Below are 18,662 nucleotides of genomic sequence, written 5' to 3'. Positions count from 1 at the left end.
TGCGCGCGCGCCTCGTCGACCTGCTTCGCGGCCTCCCGCACCTGCTTGTCGGTCACGATCGCGGCGGGGAGGCGCTGGGGCTGCTCGTCCTCGGCGCCCGCGCGCTCCACCCAGCGCTCGACGCCGTCGAGGAGGCGCGAGAGGCCGAAGCGGAAGCCCGACTCCGGCTCGGCGACGGGCTCGTCGAAGAGCCCCTGCCGCACGATGGGCGCGAGGATCGGGAAGCGGTCGTCGGTGACGAGCTGGGGGAGGGCGGCGCGCACCGCGTCGTCGACGTCGGCGTCGCTCGAGGCGCGCGCGTAGAGGCCGATGTAGCCGAGCATCAGCAGGAGCGTCGCGAGCTTCAGCCGGTCGTCCGCGGGCACGTCCTCGAGCGCCGCGAAGCCCGCCTCCACGACCGCGAGCCGGTTCGGCGTCGTGGGCGTCGACGAGGGCGGCAGGTCGGCCATCCACGGGTGCGCGTCGTAGCTCGCGCGCACGAACATCGCCCAGTCGCGGAGGCGCTCGCGCCACGAGCCGCCCGTCGTCGGCACCGCCACCTCGCTCGCCGCGTCGTACATGAGCAGCAGCAGGTCGTCCTTGCCCGTCACGTAGCGGTAGAGCGACATCGTCGTGAAGCCGAGCGCCGATGCCACCTTGCCCATGCTGACGGCCTCGAGGCCCTGGGCGTCCGCGATCTCGATCGCGGCCTCGACGATCCGCTCGGTCGAGAGCTCGCGCTTGGGCCCGCGGTGCGGGAGCGCGGCGACGCCCCACGTGACGGCGTGCGCGTGGGGCAGGGGCGGGGAGTCGTGCGGCTCGGCGGCGTCGGCCGGGAGCGCCTCGGGGGCGCTCACTGGCGCTCGTCCGGGTGGGTGCCGGCGCGCTCGCCGGTCTCGAGCGCCGCGATCCGGGCCATGTCGGCCTCGGTGAGCGCGAAGCCGTCCACGTCGAGGTTCTCGCGGAGCCGCTCGGGCCGCGTCGACTTCGGGATCGCGGCGCCGCCCAGCTGCAGGTGCCAGCGCAGGATCGCCTGCGCGGGGCTCACGCCGTGCTCGCGCGCGATCTCGGCCACGCCCGCGTCCTCCAGCACCCGGGCGCGGCCGAGCGGGCTCCATGCCTGCGTGACGATGCCGTGGCGCTCGTGGAAGGCGCGGAGCTCGTGCTGCGGCAGCCACGGGTGCGACTCCACCTGGTTGACGACCGGCACGACGCCCGTCTCGTCGACGATGCGGGTCAGGTGCGCCTCGGTGAAGTTCGAGACGCCGATCGAGCGCACGCGGCCCTGCCGCTGCAGCTCGACGAGCGCCGCCCAGACCTGCGGGTACTGCCCGCGCGCGGGGCGCGGCCAGTGGATCATGTAGAGGTCGATGCCGACGCCGACCGCGGCCTCGCTCGCGTCGAAGGCGCGCAGCACCGCGTCGCGCGTCTGCGCCTCCTCGCCCCAGAACTTGCTCGTGACGGTGAGCGCGGCGCGGTCGAGCCCGGCGTCGATCGCGCGGCGGATGCCCTCGCCCGCCTCCGCCTCGTTGCCGTAGAGCTCGGCGCCGTCGACGAGCCGGTAGCCGGCGGCGATGCCCGCCTCGACCACGTCGGCAGCCTCCGCGGGCGCGACCTTGTAGAGGCCGAAGCCGAGCGCGGGCATCCGGTGGCCGTCGTGGAGCGTCAGGTTCTCGGGCACGCCCTGATTCTGCCAGCGCGCTGCCGCGGGCGGCTCCGCCGCACGGCGGAGCGCCGGTCGCGCCGCTGCCGAGCGCGTCCGCGCCGCCCCGGGTCCGCCTCCGCCTTCCGCTCGCTCGTGCCCCTGATCGGCGACTCCTGGTGCTGAGTGGCGACATCTGCCATCGAGTGGCGGCACCTGGCGCTGAGTGGCGACATCTGCCATCGAGTGGCGACACTTGGCGCCGAGTGGCGACATCTGCCATCGAGTGGCGGCATTCGGCTGGATTTCGGCGCCACTGTGGACCGTTCGGCGCCACTCACCGCCGAATGTCGCCAATGGGATGCCGCACTGGGCACGTTGCTGACGGAAGGAGGCAGGGGCTGAGCCGGCCACGAAGGCCGAGGCGGAGGCCGGCGGAGGCGCGCAGCGCACGGCCAGGGAAGCGTGCGGTCAGGCCGCGCGACGATCCACCCGACGAGCCGGGCAGCTGCCACCTGTCAGCGCGGCAGCTCGACCGGCGCGGTCTCGGGCGGCTCGCCGATGCCGTCGCGGAGGTCCGGCTGGTGCCGGCGGAACACCGCGGCCACCGCGGCTGCGATCGCCACCATCACGACGGCGACGACCACGCCGCCCACGCCGCCGCCCGTGCCGTCGATCGCGACGCCCGCGAGCGCACTGCCCACCGCGGCGCCCAGCAGCTGCCCCGTGCCGATCCAGCCGTAGGCCTCCGGGGTGTCGGCGAACTTGACGGTGCCCGCGATGATCGCCGAGAACGCGGCGAGCGCCGGGGCCGTGCCGAGCCCCGCGAGGAACAGCGCGAGCGAGAGCCCCACGACGTCCTGGAGCGGGATCGCGATCGCGAAGCCCACGAGCACGACCCCGAGCCGGATCGTGATCGACCAGGGCGAGATGCCGCGGTGCCCCACGGCGAAGCCGCCGATGAGCGAACCGAGCGCGCAGATGCCGAGGATGAGGCCCGCCTCGAGCGCGCCCTCCCCGAAGCTCGCGATGATGCCGGCCTCGACCGCCGAGAAGCCGCCGATGAACAGCGCCGAGACCACGACCGAGAGCAGCACCGGCGGCTTCCGCAGCACGCGCCCCAGCTTCCGGGAGGTGGGCGGGATGCGCAGCCGCCGCACCTCGGGCGAGAGGATGAAGCAGAGGCCGCCGACGACCTGGATGCCGATCGTCACGAGCAGCGCGGGGCCGGTGCCGAGGCCTGCGACGAGGCCGACGAGCAGCACGGGCCCGAAGACCCAGATGATCTCCTGCAGCGCCGCGTCGAACGAGAACAGCGGGGCCAGCAGCCGCTGCGGCACCATGCGCGGGTAGAGCGTGCGCACCGTCGGCGTCACGGGCGGCATCGCGGCGCCCGCGACCGCGCCGGCGACGAGGTCGACCCAGAGCGGCACGTGCTGCGTCGCGATCGACAGCAGCGCGAGCACCGCGATCGTCGTCGTCACGGTCAGCACCGGCACGGTGCCGAAGCGGCTCATGAGCCGCGTGACGATCGGCCCCGCGAGCGCCATGCCGATCGAGAACGTCGCGAGCACGAGGCCGGCCGCCGTGTAGGAGCCGTGCTCGTGCTCCATGTGCATGAGGATGCCGAGCGAGTACATGCCCGCGGGGAAGCGGGCGATGAGCTGCGCCAGGATGATGCGCGCCAGCCCCGGGACCCTCAGCACCTCCGCATACGACCGCACCCGAGAACCCTACGACCTCGCGGGCGCGCGGGCGCGCGAGGGTCGGATCAGGAGGCCGTGAGGGCCTTCCGGATGCGCTGCAGCGACACGGGCCCCGCGGCGCCCAGCTGCTGCGCGAAGAGCGAGACGCGCAGCTCCTCGAGCAGCCAGCGGGCCGTCGCGATGCGCTCCTCGGCGCCCGCCTGCAGCGGCAGCTGCCCGCCCGCCTCGCGGTAGAGCGCCGTGGCCTGGTCGACCTCGCCCATCCACACGCGGTCGCGGTGGGCCGCCTCCGGCAGGCGCCGCACGCGATGCTCGACGGCCCTGAGGTAGGTCTCGACGCGCGGCAGCCGCTCGAGCCCCGTGCGCGAGACGAAGCCGTCGAAGACGAGCGCGTCGAGCTGCGCCCGCGCGTCGGCGAGCGCCGACATGTGCTGCAGCGACTGCCCCTCCCGGATCGCGCGGTCGGCCAGGCGGTGCGCGGCGAGGATGGCGGCGACGCGCGAGGCGAGCGCGAACAGGCGGTCGACGAGCCCGTCGGCCACGCGCGCCCGCAGCGCCTCGAACTCCGCGACGCCCGAGACGGGCGTCATCTCGGCGTCGATGATCGCGAGCATGAGGTCGTCGAAGAGCCGGTCGGTCGACGGGTAGGGGCTCGAGCCGATCGCGAGCCGCTCGGCCTGCGTCAGGTTCGACTGCACGTAGGGCGCCGGGCTCGGCACCTGCGCGAGCAGCAGCTGCCGCACGGCCTCCCGCTGCGCCGAGGCCTGCGCCTCCGGCGTCGCGGCGAGCCGGATGCCCACCCGGCCCTTGCCCGTCACGGCGTAGCCGGGGAACGCCCGCACGCGCGAGCGCCCCTGCTGCACGTCGATGTGCGCGGGGAGGTCGGTGTCGAAGCCCGCGACCTCGTCGCGCTCGAGGTCGCTCGTGACGCGCTCGGCGACCTTCGCGACCTGCTCGCGGCTGCGCTCGGCGAAGCGCCGCCGCAGCTGCTCGAGGTCCTTGCCGGCGCCGAGGCGGCGGCCGCGGCCGTCCTCGATGGCGAACGTGGGCCGCAGGTGCTCCGGCACGCGCAGCATGTCGACGTCGCTGCCGGATGCTTGCACGTGCGCCGTGCGGGCGATGCGGGCGGCGAGCACCTCGGCGAGGCTGCGCTCGCCCGGCTCGTCGGGCAGCTCCGCGAGCATCCCGCGCGCCCAGTCGCCCGCGGGCACGACGTGCTTGCGGATCTGCTTCGGCAGCGCCTTGATCATCGCCGTGAGCAGCTCCTCGCGCATGCCCGGCACGAGCCAGTCGAAGCCCGCGGGGCTGAGCCGCGGCAGCACCGCGACGGGCACGTGCACCGTGAGGCCGTCATCGGCCGCGCCGGGCTCGAAGCGGTAGGTGAGGCGCAGCTGCTGCTCGCCCTGCCGCCACCGACCCGGGTAGGCGCGCTGGTCGATCGTCGCGTCCTCGCCCACGAGGTCGGCGCGCGTCATCGTGAGGAGGTCCGGCCGCGTCTCCCGCTCCTTCCGCCACCAGCCCTCGAACGAGCGCGTGGAGGCGACGTCGGCCGGGATGCGCGCGTCGAAGAAGGCGAAGACGGCCTCGTCGCCCACGAGCAGGTCGCGGCGACGCTGGCGCTCCTCGAGGCGCTCGAGCTCGCGGATGAGCTCGCGGTTGCGGCGCTCGAACTCCTGCGGGGAGTCCCACTCGCCCTCCACGAGCGCGTGGCGGATGAAGAGCTCGCGCGCGTGCTCGGCGTCGATGCGCTGGAACTGGATGCGCCGGCGCTCCACGATCGGCACGCCGAACAGCGTCACCTTCTCGAAGGCGACGACGGCGCCCTGCTTCCGCTCCCAGTGCGGCTCGGAGACCTGCCGCTTCGCGAGGTCGCCCGCGAGCGGCTCCGCCCAGGCGAGGTCGATCGAGGCGGCGGTGCGCGCGAAGAGGCGGCTCGTCTCGACGAGCTCGGCCGCCATCACGGCGCGCGGCGGCTGCTTGGCGAGGCCGGAGCCCGGGAAGAGCTGGAAGCGCGCGCCGCGGGCGCCGAGGTACTCGGCGCGCATCCGGGTGCGGCGCTTCGACTCGCCGGGCCGCGGCTGCGCCTGCTTCGCGCCGTCGTCGCGCACGCCGATGCGGCCGAGGAGGCCCGCGAGCAGCGCGCGGTGGACGGCGTCGGCGTCGACCGACACGGCGAGCGAGCCGGGGGCGCCGTCGGCGGCGGCGCGGTCGGCGAGGGTCGGGGCGTCGCGGCGGCGATCGCTGGACTCCGCGCCCGCGCCCTCGCCCTCCCCGCTCGGCTGCCGACGCCCGGGACGGGCCTCGGGGCTGGCGGGCCGCGGGAGGTCCGAAAGGACCTCCCGCCTCAGGCCCAGCGCCCTCGAGAGCTGCCGCACCACGTCCTGCCACTCCCGCACCCGCAGGAACGAGAGGTGCTCGGCCTTCAGCGTGCGGCGGAACTGGTTGCCCGAGAGCGTCGCCTGCCGCTCCTGCAGGTAGCGCCAGAGGGCCAGCATCGTGATGAAGTCGCTCGTCGGGTCGACGAAGCGCGCGTGCTGCCGGTCGGCCTCCTCGCGGCGCTCGACCGGCCGCTCGCGCGGGTCCTGGATCGTGAGGCCCGCGACGATCGCGACGACCTCGTGGGCGACGCCCGCATCCCGCCCGGTGATGGCCATGCGGCCGAAGCGCGGATCGACGGGGAGGCGCGCGAGGTCGCGGCCGATGCGCGTCACGTCGCCCTTCGGCGAGAGCGCGCCGAGCTCGCGGAGCAGGTCGCGGCCGTCCTTGAGGCCGCGCGGGTCGGGCGGCTGCAGGAACGGGAACGCCTCGAGCGGGCCGAGCCCGAGCGTCGCCGCCTGCAGGATGACGGCGGCGAGGTTGGTGCGCAGGATCTCGGGGTCCGTGAACGCGGGCCGCTTCGCGAAGTCGGCCTCCGCGTAGAGGCGGATCGCGATGCCCGGAGCGACGCGGCCCGCGCGGCCGGAGCGCTGGTCGGCGCTCGCCTGGCTGATGGCCTCGATCGGCAGGCGCTGCACCTTCGCACGCGCGGAGTAGCGCGAGATGCGCGCGGTGCCCGTGTCGATGACGTGGCGGATGCCGGGCACGGTGAGCGAGGTCTCCGCCACGTTCGTCGCGAGCACCACGCGGCGCTGGACGCCCGCGCGGCTCGAGCGCTCGAAGACGCGGTGCTGCTCGGCGGCGCTCAGGCGGCCGTAGAGCGGCAGCACCTCGGTGCGCTCGCCGAGCCTTCCCTCGAGCGCGCGCTGCGCCTCGCGGATCTCGGCCTCGCTCGGCAGGAAGACGAGCACGTCGCCCGGATCCTCGCGGGCGATCTCGGCGAGGCCCGCGGCGATGCCGTCGATCGGGTCGAGGTCGGCGCCCGGCTCCTCGCCCTCGTCGTCCTCCATCGCCTCGGCGACGAGCGGGCGGTAGCGCACGTCGACGGGGAAGGTGCGGCCCGAGACCTCGATGATCGGGGCGCCGCCGAAGTGCCGCGAGAACGACTCCGGGTCGATCGTCGCGGAGGTGACGATCACCTTCAGGTCGGGACGGCGGGGGAGGAGGCGCTGCAGGTAGCCGATGAGGAAGTCGATCGTGAGGCTGCGCTCGTGCGCCTCGTCGATGATGATCGTGTCGTAGGCGGCGAGGTCGCGGTCGCGGTGCATCTCGGCGAGCAGGATGCCGTCGGTCATGACCTTGACCTGCGTGTCGGCGCCCACGACGTCGGTGAACCGCACCTTGTAGCCGACGGTGCCGCCGAGCTCCTCGCCCAGCTCCTCGGCGATGCGCTCGGCGATCGTGCGCGCGGCGATGCGGCGCGGCTGCGTGTGGCCGATGGCGGTGCGGCCGAGCTCGAGGCACATCTTCGGCAGCTGCGTCGTCTTGCCGGAGCCGGTGGCGCCCGCGACGATCACGACCTGGTGGTCGCGGATCGCCGCCATGATCTCGTCGCGTCGAGCGGAGACCGGGAGGTCCGGGTACTCGATGCGCATCCCGCCATTCTCGCGCACGCCGGCGCGACCCGCCTCCGCGCCGCCGGCCGGCGCGATCCGGGGTCCCCGCGCGCTCGATCGGTCGGAGCGGACCACGGGGCGCACTGTGCGCCTCGCGACGCGCTCAGACCGATCGGGCGCGGTGCCGCCGGCCGCTCGGGGGACGTTCAGCGCCGGGCGGCAGGATCGCGCCATGGAGATCACGGACAACGGGCCCGAGCCGAACGCCTTCGACGTCGAGGCCGCGACCAAGGAGAACACCGCCTACCGCCACGTCGCCTGGACGGGCAAGCACCTGCAGGTCACGCTCATGTCGATCGAGCCGGGCGCCTCGATCGGGCTCGAGGTGCACCACGGCACCGACCAGTTCCTGCGCATCGACGCCGGGCGCGGCACCGTCGTGATGGGCCCCGACAAGGACGACCTGAGCTTCGAGCGCGAGGTCTCCGACGGCTGGTCGATCCAGGTGCCCGCCGGCACGTGGCACGACGTGCGCAACACGGGCGACGAGCCGCTGCGCCTGTACTCGGTCTACGCGCCGACGCACCACGCGGTCGGGATCGTGCAGGAGACGCCGGAGGACGCGGAGGCCGACGAGGAGGCGGGCCGCGACGAGCCGCCGTCGTGGGTCGAGGAGGTCGACACCAAGGGCGAGGAGTCGGCCTAGCCGCGACGACCGCCCGAGACGGACGAGCGAGCGCCCGGCCCCGCGAGGGGACCGGGCGCTCGTGCGTCGTGAGGGCCGGGCGGCCGCCCGGGGCGGCGACGTGCCGCTCGTGCCGGTCGTCCGCCTGTCGGGTCGGCTACGGCTGCTCGGGCCGCCGCGCGTCCTCGGGGCCCGCAGGGTCGCGCCGCGCGGCCTCGTCGGCCTCCGCGCGCAGCGCCTCGTCGCCCTCGGGCGTCGCGATGTCGGGGTCGGCGCCCACGACGACCGTGCCGTCGATGGGCTCGGAGGCGCCGGCGTCGCCGACGGGGGCGGTGCCGGGCCGGATGGCGTCGTCGTGCGTCTCGTCGTGCTGCATCGGGGTCGCTCCTCGGGGTCGGTCGTCGTGCTGCGCGCCGGGGGCGGTGCCGGGCGCGGGGTCGTCGCTGTCGTCGGCGTCGCCGTCGAAGGGGTTGTCGCCGATGAGCGGCGGCAGCTCCTCGCCCGCCGGGCCGCGCCGCTCCAGCACGAACACGGCCGAGAGCATCGTGATGAGCGAGAGGCCCACGAAGGTCCAGCCGATGGCGTTGAGCGCGACGATGCCGAGCCCGTCGGTGACGCGCGCGAAGCCCAGCACGGCGAAGAGCGCGCCGAGCCCCACGAGCACGCTCGTCGTGATGACGAACCAGCCGGGGCGCGTGCGTCGCGTCGCGATCACCGCGCCGAGCACGAGGGCGGTGAGGCCGAGCAGGAAGTGCATGCGGCCACCCTATGCGCGCACCCTGGGTTCCGGGAGGGCCGCGCCGGGCCGGACGGCGGCCCTCGGCGAGTCGCGTCGGCGGCCTCGCCTATCCTCGATCCGATGACCCAGGAGAGCACGGCGACGCACGCGAGCGCGGAGCCCCACTACGGATCCTGGGCCGCCGACCACCTCTCTCCCGCGTATCCCGAGCGCGCGGCGTGGGGCACCGCGCAGCCGCTACGCGCGTGGCAGCAGGAGGCGCTCGAGCTGTACTTCCGGCGCGAGCCGCGCGACTTCCTCGCCGCGGCGACCCCGGGCGCAGGCAAGACCACCTTCGCCCTCCGCCTCGCCTCCGAGCTGCTGCGCCGCGGCGCGATCGCGCGCATCACCGTCGTCGCGCCCACCGAGCACCTGAAGCAGCAGTGGGCCGACGCCGCGCATCGCGCGGGCATCCGCCTCGACCCCGACTTCGCGAACGCGCACGGCGACTACCCCCGGCAGTTCCACGGCGTCGCCGTGACCTACGCGCAGGTCGCCGCGCGCCCCTCGGTGCACGCGCGCATCACCACCTCCGCGCCGAGCCTCGTCATCCTCGACGAGGTGCACCACGCGGGCGACGCCCTCTCCTGGGGCGACGCGGTGCTCGAGGCCTTCGGCCCCGCCGCCCGGCGCCTCTCGCTCACGGGCACGCCCTTCCGCAGCGACACCGCGCCCATCCCGTTCGTCGAGTACGTGCGCAACGAGAAGGGCGTGCGGATCTCGAGCACCGACTACGCCTACGGCTACGACGCGGCGCTCCGCGACGGCGTCGTGCGCCCGGTCCTGTTCATGGCCTACGCGGGCACGATGCAGTGGCGCACGTCGATGGGCGACGAGATGAAGGCGACGCTCGGCCAGGAGGACACGAAGGACATCACCTCCGCCGCGTGGCGCACCGCGCTCGACCCGGGCGGCGAGTGGATGCAGCAGGTGCTGCGCAGCGCCGACGTGCGGCTCACGCACGTGCGGCAGAGCGTGCCCGACGCGGGCGGCCTCGTCATCGCCACCGACCAGGCGCAGGCGCGCCAGTACGCGCAGCTGCTGCGCGGCATCTCGGGCGAGGAGCCGACGGTCGTGCTCTCGGACGACACGGGCGCCTCCGACCGCATCGACGCCTTCTCGAAGGGCGACTCCCGCTGGATGGTCGCGGTGCGGATGGTGTCGGAGGGCGTCGACGTGCCGCGGCTGTCGGTGGGCGTCTACGCGACGAGCTCGTCGACCCCGCTGTTCTTCGCGCAGGTCATCGGTCGCTTCGTGCGCTCGCGCCGCCGCGGCGAGGTCGCGACGGTCTTCCTGCCGTCGGTGCCGCCGCTCATGGGCCTCGCGGCCGAGCTCGAGCGGCAGCGCGACCACGCGCTCGACCGCGAGACGCCCGACGACCAGCTGCTCGACGACGACCTCATGGACGCGGCCGCGAAGGGCGACACGGACGACCGCGAGCCGGCGCCCTTCACATGGGAGCCGCTCGAGTCGAGCGCGACCTTCGACCGCGTGCTGTTCGGCGACGCGGAGTTCGGCCAGCTGGTCGAGCCCGCCACCGAGGAGGAGATGGACTTCATCGGCATCCCGGGGCTGCTCGACCCCGAGGAGGTCTCCGACCTCCTGAAGCGCCGCCACGCGCGGCAGGCGGCGCGCATCCGCGACCGGCCGCCGAACCACGAGGCGCCCGAGCCGCTCTACCGCTCGATGCGCGAGGAGCGGCAGCTGCTCAACTCGCTCGTGGCGATCGTCGCGAAGCGCCGCGGCGAGGCGCACGCGCTCGTGCACGCCGAGACGCGCCGCGTGTGCGGCGGCCCGGCCGTCGCCCAGGCCTCGATGCAGCAGCTGCGCGACCGCATCCACTACCTGCGGCGGGTCGTCGACCGCCGCTGAGGCGCGCCGTCAGTCGTGCTCGACCCAGCAGGTGAGCACCGCCGAGGCGACCGCGTAGGCGACGCCGTCGAGCGTGCGGTCGCCGCCGATGTCCGCCGGGAGCGCCGTCGCGTCGACCACGAGGGTCTTGCCGTCGCGGAGGAAGCCGACCACGCCCTCGCCGGTGGAGAAGGAGGGGAGGCCGAGGCCCAGGAGGCCCTCGATGTCGTCCGCGCCGAGCTCGGCCTGCATCGCGTCGAACGCCGCCTCGCCCTCGGCGACGTCGGTGGCGTCGTGCACCGTGAGCACGAGCGGCGCGCCGTCGACGTCGAAGGTGCACGTGAAGTCGGGCGCCGTCCACGCGGTCGATGGCTCGGGGATGTCGGGCTCGGCGACGATGAGGCGCACCGCGGTGTCGACCTGGCCGCCGCACACCATCTCGGCCGCGGCCGAGGGGCCGCTGCCGTCGCCGTCCTGGGCGTGGTGGTCGCCGTGCTCGGCACCGTCCATCGTCGAGCCGTCGGGCATGGTGTGCGAGGGGTCGACCCCGCCCTGCCCGGCGGTGACGCCGGGCTCGACCGTGGCCGTGGAGCAGCCTGCGAGCACGAGCGCGGCGACGGCCAGCGCGGCGAGGCCTGCGATGCGGGGCATGGGGAGGGTCCGTTCCTGTCGAGCGCACGGGCCGGAGCGGCAGCCGTGCCGTCATGGTGCTTCGGTGCCGCACGATCGCGCGGATTGGTCTCGGCTCGGCGTCCACGACACGCCCGGGATCCGAGGCATCCAATCCGTCGTCCCCCACGGCGCCGAAGCACGATGACCAGGATGCAGGACTCTGCGTCCGCGACAGTTCTGAAGAGGTGCACTCCAATGAAGAAGAAGGCAGCACTCGCCCTCGGCGCTCCGGCGCTGGGTCTCGGGATCCTGATGGTCGGCGCAGCGCCCGCGATGGCGGCAGACCACGTGGAGTCCTACTCCACGACGCTCGACCAGCTGAACAACAGCGGCGCCTCCGGCGAGGCGTGGATCGACCTCGAGGGCACCACCGCGACGGTCACGCTCAACGCCACCGGCCTGGCCGCCGAGTTCGACGGCAACCCCTACCCGCACGTGCAGCACATTCACATCGGCGCCCAGGGCCTGTGCCCCTCGGACGACGCGGACACGAACGGCGACGGCATCATCTCGACCACCGAGGGCGGCCCGTTCTACGGCGACATCGGCACGACGCTCTCGGTCGGCGACGCCGACAAGACCCCTGCGGGCGGCCTCGACCTCATGACGGCGCCCGCCGGTGACACGATCACCTACGAGGAGACCTTCGAGCTCGACCAGGCCACCCTCGACTCGCTCGAGGCCGGCACGGCCGTCGTCGTGGTGCACGGCCTCGACCCGGCCACGCAGCCCGAGGCCGGCACGAGCCCCAGCGACCTCGTCCCCGAGCTGCCGCTCGCGGCGACGTCGCCGGCGCTCTGCGGCACCCTCGCCGCTGCTCCCATGGGCGGCGTCGACACGGGCGTCGGCGGCGCCGCAGGCCAGGACCAGGGCGCTGCTGCGCTCACCCTGACCGCGCTCGGCGGCGTCCTCGCGGTCGCGACGCTCGGCGGCGTGCTCGCCGTGCGCCGTCGCGCCACCATCGAGGGCTGAGCTCCGCTCACCGCATGATGCAGCACATCCAGGGCCGCCGTCACCGCATCGCGGTGGCGGCGGCCCTCCTGCTCGCCTCCGCCGCCGCGCTCGCGGGCTGCTCGTCCGCTCCGGCGCCGGCGGCCACGGAGGCGGCCCCGCCGGCGGTCACGACGCCAGCGGCGTCGCCCGCCGAGTCCGCCTCGCCCTCCGCGGAGCCGAGCGCAGCGACGCTCCCCGCCTCGCGCCCGACGCAGGTCTCGATCGAGCGCGTCGGCCTCGACACCCCGCTCATCGAGACGGGCATGCGCGCCGACGGCTCGCTCGAGGTCCCGCCCGGCGAGGAGGGCTCGCCCGCCAGCTGGTACGACGGCTCGCCGACGCCGGGGGAGCGCGGCACCTCCGTGCTGCTCGGGCACGTCGACTCCCTCACCGACGAGAGCGGCGCGTTCTTCGAGCTGCACGACGCCCAGCCGGGCGACGTCATCGACGTGCTCCGCGAGGACGGCACGACGGCCTCGTTCGAGATCTATCGCGTCGACACCTTCGAGAAGGACGACTTCCCCACGCGCGAGGTCTACTTCCCGGCCAGCGGCGCCGAGCTGCGGCTCATCACGTGCGACGACCTCGGGCAGGGCGACGGCACCTTCCCGAACAACTTCATCGCCTTCGCGAGCCTCGTCGAGGGCTGAGGCGCGGCGGGGCGCTCGGCCTCGGGTCGGTAGGGTCGCAGGCATGCAGAACCACGAGGTCCGTGCGCACCGGAGCGCCGAGTCCCTGCCCCGCGAGGGCCAGCTCGCCTGGAAGATCGCGCAGGTCGCGGTCGACCCCGTCGAGGTCGAGGAGGCGGTGGCCCTGATGATCGGCAACCGCATCATCGACAACGCGGCCGTCGCCGTCGCGAGCCTCAACCGGCCGCCGGTGGTGGCCGCGCGCGAGCAGGCGCTCCGCCACCCCTGCGCGCCGGGAGCCGCGGTCGTCGGCGTCGACGAGCGCGTGAGCCCGGAATGGGCGGCCTGGGCGAACGGCGTGGCCGTGCGCGAGCTCGACTTCCACGACACCTTCCTCGCGGCCGACTACTCGCACCCGGGCGACAACATCCCGCCGATCCTCGCGGTCGCGCAGCACGTCGGCGCCGACGGCCGCGCGCTCGTGCGCGGCATCGCGACGGGCTACGAGATCCAGGTCGACCTGGTGCGCGCCATCTGCCTGCACGAGCACAAGATCGACCACGTCGCGCACCTCGGCCCGTCCGCGGCCGCGGGCATCGGCACGATGCTGGGCCTCGACGCCGAGACGATCTTCCAGGCGGTCGGCCAGGCCCTCCACACGACCACCGCCACGCGCCAGTCGCGGAAGGGCGAGATCTCGACCTGGAAGGCGCACGCGCCCGCCTTCGCGGGCAAGATGGCGATCGAGGCCGTGGATCGCGCCATGCGCGGCCAGACGAGCCCCGTGCCCATCTACGAGGGCGAGGACGGCGTGATCGCGCGCCTGCTCGACGGCTTCGAGGGCCGCTACACCGTGCCGCTGCCCGCCCCCGGCGAGCCGAAGCGCGGCATCCTCGACACCTACACGAAGGAGCACTCGGCCGAGTACCAGGCGCAGGCGTGGATCGACCTCGCGCGCAGGCTCTCCGCCGAGCACCCCGAGCTGCGCGACCCCGAGCGCGTCACCTCCATCGTGCTGCACACGAGCCACCACACGCACTTCGTCATCGGCTCGGGCGCGGGCGACCCCGAGAAGTACGACCCGACCGCGAGCCGCGAGACGCTCGACCACTCGATCCCGTACATCGTCGCGGTCGCGCTGCAGGACGGCGGCTGGCACCACGTCGACTCCTACGCCCCCGAGCGCGCGCAGCGGCCCGACACGGTCGCGCTGTGGCAGAAGATCACGACGCTCGAGGACCCGGTGTGGACCGAGCGCTACCACGACCCCGACCCCGACCGGAAGGCGTTCGGCGGCCGCATCGTCATCGAGCTCGCCGACGGCACGACGATCGAGGACGAGATCGCAGTCGCCGACGCGCACCCGGCCGGCGCGCGCCCCTTCGGCCGCGCCGAGTACGTGCAGAAGCTGCGCACGCTCGCGCAGGGCATCGTCGAGGCCGACGAGCTCGACCGCTTCCTCGGCCTCGTCGAGCGCCTGCCGGAGCCTCACGGCCGAGGAGGTGCGGCAGCTCACGCTCGTGGCACCGGAGGGCACCGTCGACCGCGGCACCACGCAGGGCCTGTTCTAGGCGGCGCGCGGATGCTCTCCACCACCCGCACGCCCGCCGAGAAGCGGCAGGCGCTCCGCGCCGGCCTCGCCTCCGGCGCGCTGCAGCGCTTCCCGGGCGCCTTCACGCCGCTCTCGGCGCCGCTCATCCAGGAGCTCGGCTTCGAGGGCGCGTACATCTCCGGCGCCGTGATGGCGGCCGAGCTCGGCCTGCCCGACATCGGCCTCACGACGCTCACCGAGGTCGCGCAGCGGGGCCGCGAGGTCTCGCGCATGACCGACCTCCCGACCCTCATCGACGCCGACACCGGCTTCGGCGAGGCGATGAACGTGGCGCGCACCGTGCAGGAGCTCGAGGACGCAGGTGTCTCGGGCCTCCACCTCGAGGACCAGGTCAACCCCAAGCGGTGCGGCCACCTCGACGGCAAGGAGGTCGTGGGCCAGGACGTCGCGGTGCAGCGCATCGCGGCGGCCGTCGCGGCGCGGCGCGACGCGGGGCTCGTGATCATGGCGCGCACCGACATCCGCGGCGTCGCGGGGATGGCGGCGGCGATCGACCGCGCGAAGGCGCTCGAGGCCGCGGGCGCCGACGCGATCTTCCCGGAGGCGATGGCCTCGCTCGAGGAGTTCGCGGCGATCCGCGCGGCCGTCGACGTGCCGATCCTCGCGAACATGACGGAGTTCGGGAAGAGCGCGCTGTTCACGCACGCGCAGCTGGCCGACGTCGGCGTGAACATCGTGATCCACCCGGTGTCGCTCCTGCGCATCGCGATGGGCGCGATCGAGCGGGAGCTCGAGGGCCTGCGCGAGACCGGCACGCTCGAGGGCGCCGTGCCGCGCATGCAGACGCGCGCGCGGCTCTACGAGCTGAACGACTACGCCGCCTACAGCGCCTTCGACTCGCGCCTGTTCGACTTCGAGGTGCCCGGCGCCCACTGACCCGCGCCGTCGCTGATGCTCAACCGGTCCTGTGGTCGGCGGACGCGATAGTCCCATCTGCTGACCACAGAACCGGTTGAGACGGTCGCGGGAAGCATCGGCGGGGCGGGCGCGTTGGCCTCCGAGTGCCCCGCACGCGTCACGAGAGGAACCCATGAGCCTGCTCTTCAGCCCCGTCCAGGTCGGCCCCTTCGAGGTCCGCAACCGCGTCTGGCTCGCGCCGATGTGCCAGTACTCGTGCGAGGCGCAGGACGGCGTGCCCACCGCGTGGCACCTCGAGCACCTCGCCTCCTTCGCCCGCGGCGGCGTGGGCCTCGCGATGACCGAGGCCGCGGCGGTGCTGCCCGAGGGGCGCATCTCGCCGTGGGACGCCGGCATCTGGAACGACGAGCAGGCCGGTGCCTGGGCGCCCATCGCCGCCCGCATCCGAGCGCACGGCGCGCTGCCCGCGATGCAGCTCGCGCACGCGGGCCGGAAGGCCTCGACGTTCCGCGAGTGGTCGGGCCGCGGCTCCGTGCCCGAGGCCGAGGGCGGCTGGCAGTCGCTCGGCGCCACCGACGCCGCGTTCAGCGAGTACGCCGCCCCTCGCGCGATGACCTCGGAGGAGGTCGAGGAGGTCGTGGCCGCCTTCGGCGACGCCGCCCGGCGCGCGTTCGAGGCCGGCTTCGTCGCCCTCGAGGTGCACGCCGCCCACGGCTACCTCATCCACCAGTTCCTCTCGCCGCTCGTCAACGACCGCACCGACGCCTGGGGGGAGCGCACGCTGCTGCTGCGCCGCGTGGTGGAGGCCGTGCGCGCCGCGGCGCCCGACGCCGCGATCCTCGTGCGCTTCTCGGCGCAGGACTGGGTGGAGGGCGGCATCGACGAGGCGATGACGGCCGAGCACGCGCGCGTCGCCCTCGAGGCGGGCGCCGACTGGCTCGACATCTCCTCCGGCGGGCTCGACCCGCGCCAGCGCATCGAGGTGGGGCCCGGCTACCAGGTGCCGCTCGCCGAGGCCGTGCGCGCCGCCACCGGTGCGCCCGTCGCGGCGGTCGGGATGCTCGACGACGTCGAGCTCGCCGAGCGCACGCTCGCCGAGGGCAGCGCCGACGCGATCATGCTCGCCCGCGGCCTCCTGCGGAACCCCCACTGGGCGCTGCTCGCCGAGGCCGAGCTCGACGGCGCCCCCGAGGGCTCCGCGTGGCCCGTGCAGTACACGCGCGCCCGCTCGCGCCCGGCAGCCGTCGCCGCCGCGCGCTGAGCCGCACCGCGCGGCGGAGGGCCGAGGGATCGCTCCCTCGGCCCTCCGCCGTCGCGAGGGCTAGGGCCGCTCGGCCTCGCCGCTGCGCTCGCCGACGACCGTCGAGGCCTCGCCCGAGGCGGCTCGCTCGGGCATGTCGCCGCGCGGCTGCACCCGTCGCGGCTCGAGGGTGCGCTCGACGTCCGGCGCGGTCACCACGTCGACCGCGCCGGTCGTGGCGTCCGTGTACCAGTCGGTGAGCGCGGGGTCCTCGGAGTCGAGCCACGCGCCAGCGCCCTGCTGAGCGTCGACCGAGCTCGCGCCGAAGACGAAGTCGTCGCCGTGCTGCTCGATGCCGATCCGGACGCCCTGCGCGATGGCCGCTTTCGCGTACTTCCGACGCAGCACGTAGGGATCGGTGCGCAGGTCGATCGCCCAGGCGACCATGACGCCGATCACGACGAAGGCGAAGGGCAGCGCCGACACCACCATGAGCGACTGCAGGCCGCCGAGCGCCGTCGCGCCGCCCGCGACCAGGAGCACGCCCGCGACGAGGCCGAGCAGCAGGCCCCACGTGATCGTCACCCAGCGCGTCGGCTCCGGTCGGCCCTGCTGGCTCATCGAGGCCATGACGATCGAGGCGGAGTCGGCAGAGGTCACGAAGAACACGACGATCGAGACGAGCGCGAGGATCGACGTGATCGTGCCGAGCGGCAGGTTGTTCAGCACCGCGAAGAGCATGGCCTCCGAGGAGCCCGACTCGCTGATGCCGAGGCCCTGCTGCTCCATCCACATCGAGGTGCCGCCGACGATCGTGAACCACACGAGGCAGACGACGGAGGGCACGACCACGACGACCGTGACGAACTCGCGGAGCGTGCGGCCGCGCGAGATCTTCGCGACGAACATGCCGACGAACGGCGTCCACGACACCCACCACGCCCAGTAGTAGGTCGTCCACGCCGAGAGGAAGCTCGCAGTGTCCTCGCCCTGCGCGGGGTTGCGCACGAGCATGGTGCCGAGCTCCGAGAAGAACGCGACGACCGTCGACGGCAGCAGGTTGAGGATGAGCAGCGTCGGCCCCGCGACGAGCACGAAGACGCCGAGCACGCCCGCGATGACCATGTTGATGTTCGACAGCGCCCGGATGCCGCGCTTGATGCCCGAGACGGCCGAGACGACGAAGGCGGCGGTCAGCACCGCGATCGTGCCGATGATGAAGCCGTTGCCCACCGGGCCGATGCCGGTCACGATCTCGACGCCGCGGCCGATCTGCAGCGCGCCGATGCCGAGCGAGATGGCGGTGCCGCCGAGGGTCACGACGATCGCGAAGACGTCGATGATCGAGCCGAGCGGCCCCTCGGTGCGACGGCCGAAGATGGGCACGAAGATGGCCGAGATGAGCGGGGAGCGCCCGCGGCGGTAGGCGATGTAGGCGATCGCGCCGCCGACGAGCGCGTAGTACGCCCACGCCATCGGGCCCCAGTGGAGGATCGTCTGCGCGAGCGCGTCGTGCATCGCCTCGACCGTGCCGGGCTCCACGTCGAACCCCGGGGGCGGCGCGTTGAAGAAGGTGAGCGGCTCCATCGGCCCGTAGAAGAGCAGGCCGATGCCGATGCCTGCCGAGAAGAGCATCGCGATCCACGAGACGGTCGAGAACTCGGGCGCCTCGTCGTCGGCCCCGAGGCGGATGCCGCCGGTGCGGCCGTAGCCGACGAAGAGCATGAAGACGGTGACGGCGATCGTGAGGGCGCCGAACATCCACCCGAAGGTGTCGGCGACCCACGTGAGCGAGGCGGATCCGGCGGCCTGGATGCTGTCGGGGGCGACGATGCCCCAGACGATCACGGCCAGCACGAGCGCCCCCGCGACCGCGAAGACGAGCCAGTTCGTGGGGAAGGCGCGGCCGGTGCGCTCGACCCCGATGCCCGGGATGAGCGCGGGGTGGACGAGCCCCGGTTCCGTCACCTCCCTGATGACCTGCCGCACGGGGGTGCGTCGATGCTCGGGCGTGGGCGGATGGCTCTCGGCCATGGTGCTGTCTTCCGTTCGATGGGCAGGGCTCGGTCCTCGCGGACCAGCCGG

At 74.2% G+C, this 18,662-nt stretch carries 12 protein-coding genes and 2 pseudogenes; 7 read left to right on the top strand and 7 right to left on the bottom strand.

Annotated elements, in window-relative coordinates:
* Window positions 1-125: 125 nt before the first annotated feature.
* The 4 genes and pseudogenes from OVA14_RS13710 to hrpA form a co-directional block, all read right to left on the bottom strand.
* Window positions 126-836: pseudogene (locus OVA14_RS13710) on the bottom strand (TetR/AcrR family transcriptional regulator); the annotation flags it as partial.
* Window positions 833-1,660, bottom strand: coding sequence for an aldo/keto reductase (locus OVA14_RS01470; RefSeq protein WP_267504557.1), 828 nt, complete (start codon window positions 1,658-1,660; stop codon window positions 833-835). The pseudogene OVA14_RS13710 and the gene OVA14_RS01470, both read right to left, overlap by 4 nt.
* A 479-nt stretch (window positions 1,661-2,139) precedes the next feature.
* Entirely contained in the window at window positions 2,140-3,327 is a 1,188-nt protein-coding gene (locus OVA14_RS01465) for an MFS transporter (RefSeq protein ID WP_267504556.1), read from the bottom strand.
* A 65-nt stretch (window positions 3,328-3,392) separates the two neighbouring features.
* On the bottom strand, window positions 3,393-7,298 hold the full coding sequence (gene hrpA / locus OVA14_RS01460) for an ATP-dependent RNA helicase HrpA (protein WP_267504555.1): 3,906 nt from the start codon (window positions 7,296-7,298) through the stop codon (window positions 3,393-3,395).
* Between the two features lie 193 nt (window positions 7,299-7,491).
* Between hrpA and OVA14_RS01455 the strand changes: the two genes are divergently transcribed.
* Entirely contained in the window at window positions 7,492-7,965 is a 474-nt protein-coding gene (locus tag OVA14_RS01455; RefSeq protein ID WP_267504554.1) for a cupin domain-containing protein, read from the top strand.
* A gap of 136 nt (window positions 7,966-8,101) precedes the next feature.
* Here OVA14_RS01455 and OVA14_RS01450 read toward each other — a convergent pair whose 3' ends face one another.
* Window positions 8,102-8,701: a hypothetical protein gene (locus tag OVA14_RS01450; RefSeq protein WP_267504553.1), complete on the bottom strand. Its 600-nt coding sequence runs from the start codon at window positions 8,699-8,701 to the stop codon at window positions 8,102-8,104.
* Between the two features lie 102 nt (window positions 8,702-8,803).
* Here OVA14_RS01450 and OVA14_RS01445 point away from each other — a divergent pair, with 102 nt between their 5' ends.
* Window positions 8,804-10,594, top strand: a complete 1,791-nt coding sequence (locus tag OVA14_RS01445; RefSeq protein WP_267504552.1) for a DEAD/DEAH box helicase — start codon at window positions 8,804-8,806, stop codon at window positions 10,592-10,594.
* Window positions 10,595-10,603: 9 nt separating this feature from the next.
* Here OVA14_RS01445 and OVA14_RS01440 read toward each other — a convergent pair whose 3' ends face one another.
* Window positions 10,604-11,224 carry a hypothetical protein gene (locus OVA14_RS01440; RefSeq protein ID WP_267504551.1) on the bottom strand — a complete coding sequence of 207 codons (621 nt, stop codon included), beginning with the start codon at window positions 11,222-11,224 and terminating at the stop codon, window positions 10,604-10,606.
* A gap of 216 nt (window positions 11,225-11,440) precedes the next feature.
* Between OVA14_RS01440 and OVA14_RS01435 the strand changes: the two genes are divergently transcribed.
* From OVA14_RS01435 to OVA14_RS01415, 5 genes and pseudogenes are all read left to right on the top strand, one after another.
* Complete coding sequence (locus OVA14_RS01435; RefSeq protein ID WP_267504550.1) at window positions 11,441-12,217, top strand: hypothetical protein; 777 nt, start codon at window positions 11,441-11,443, stop codon at window positions 12,215-12,217.
* A gap of 14 nt (window positions 12,218-12,231) precedes the next feature.
* Window positions 12,232-12,888, top strand: coding sequence for a class F sortase (locus tag OVA14_RS01430; RefSeq protein WP_267504549.1), 657 nt, complete (start codon window positions 12,232-12,234; stop codon window positions 12,886-12,888).
* Between the two features lie 43 nt (window positions 12,889-12,931).
* Window positions 12,932-14,438 (top strand): annotated as a pseudogene (locus OVA14_RS01425) (MmgE/PrpD family protein).
* Window positions 14,439-14,449: 11 nt separating this feature from the next.
* Window positions 14,450-15,355, top strand: a complete 906-nt coding sequence (gene prpB / locus OVA14_RS01420) for a methylisocitrate lyase (protein WP_267504548.1) — start codon at window positions 14,450-14,452, stop codon at window positions 15,353-15,355.
* Between the two features lie 154 nt (window positions 15,356-15,509).
* The gene (locus OVA14_RS01415; protein ID WP_267504547.1) at window positions 15,510-16,598 is read left to right on the top strand and encodes a tRNA-dihydrouridine synthase; all 1,089 of its coding nucleotides are present in this window, start codon (window positions 15,510-15,512) and stop codon (window positions 16,596-16,598) included.
* A 60-nt stretch (window positions 16,599-16,658) separates the two neighbouring features.
* Here the strand turns inward: OVA14_RS01415 and OVA14_RS01410 are convergent, their stop codons facing one another.
* The gene (locus OVA14_RS01410; protein WP_267504546.1) at window positions 16,659-18,611 is read right to left on the bottom strand and encodes a BCCT family transporter; all 1,953 of its coding nucleotides are present in this window, start codon (window positions 18,609-18,611) and stop codon (window positions 16,659-16,661) included.
* Between the last annotated feature and the right edge of the window lie 51 nt (window positions 18,612-18,662).

This window comes from Agrococcus sp. SL85, from assembly GCF_026625845.1.
Taxonomy (GTDB): domain Bacteria; phylum Actinomycetota; class Actinomycetes; order Actinomycetales; family Microbacteriaceae; genus Agrococcus.
The sequence above is the reverse complement of the archived record's forward strand: the minus strand, read 5'-3'. Positions and strand labels throughout refer to the sequence as shown.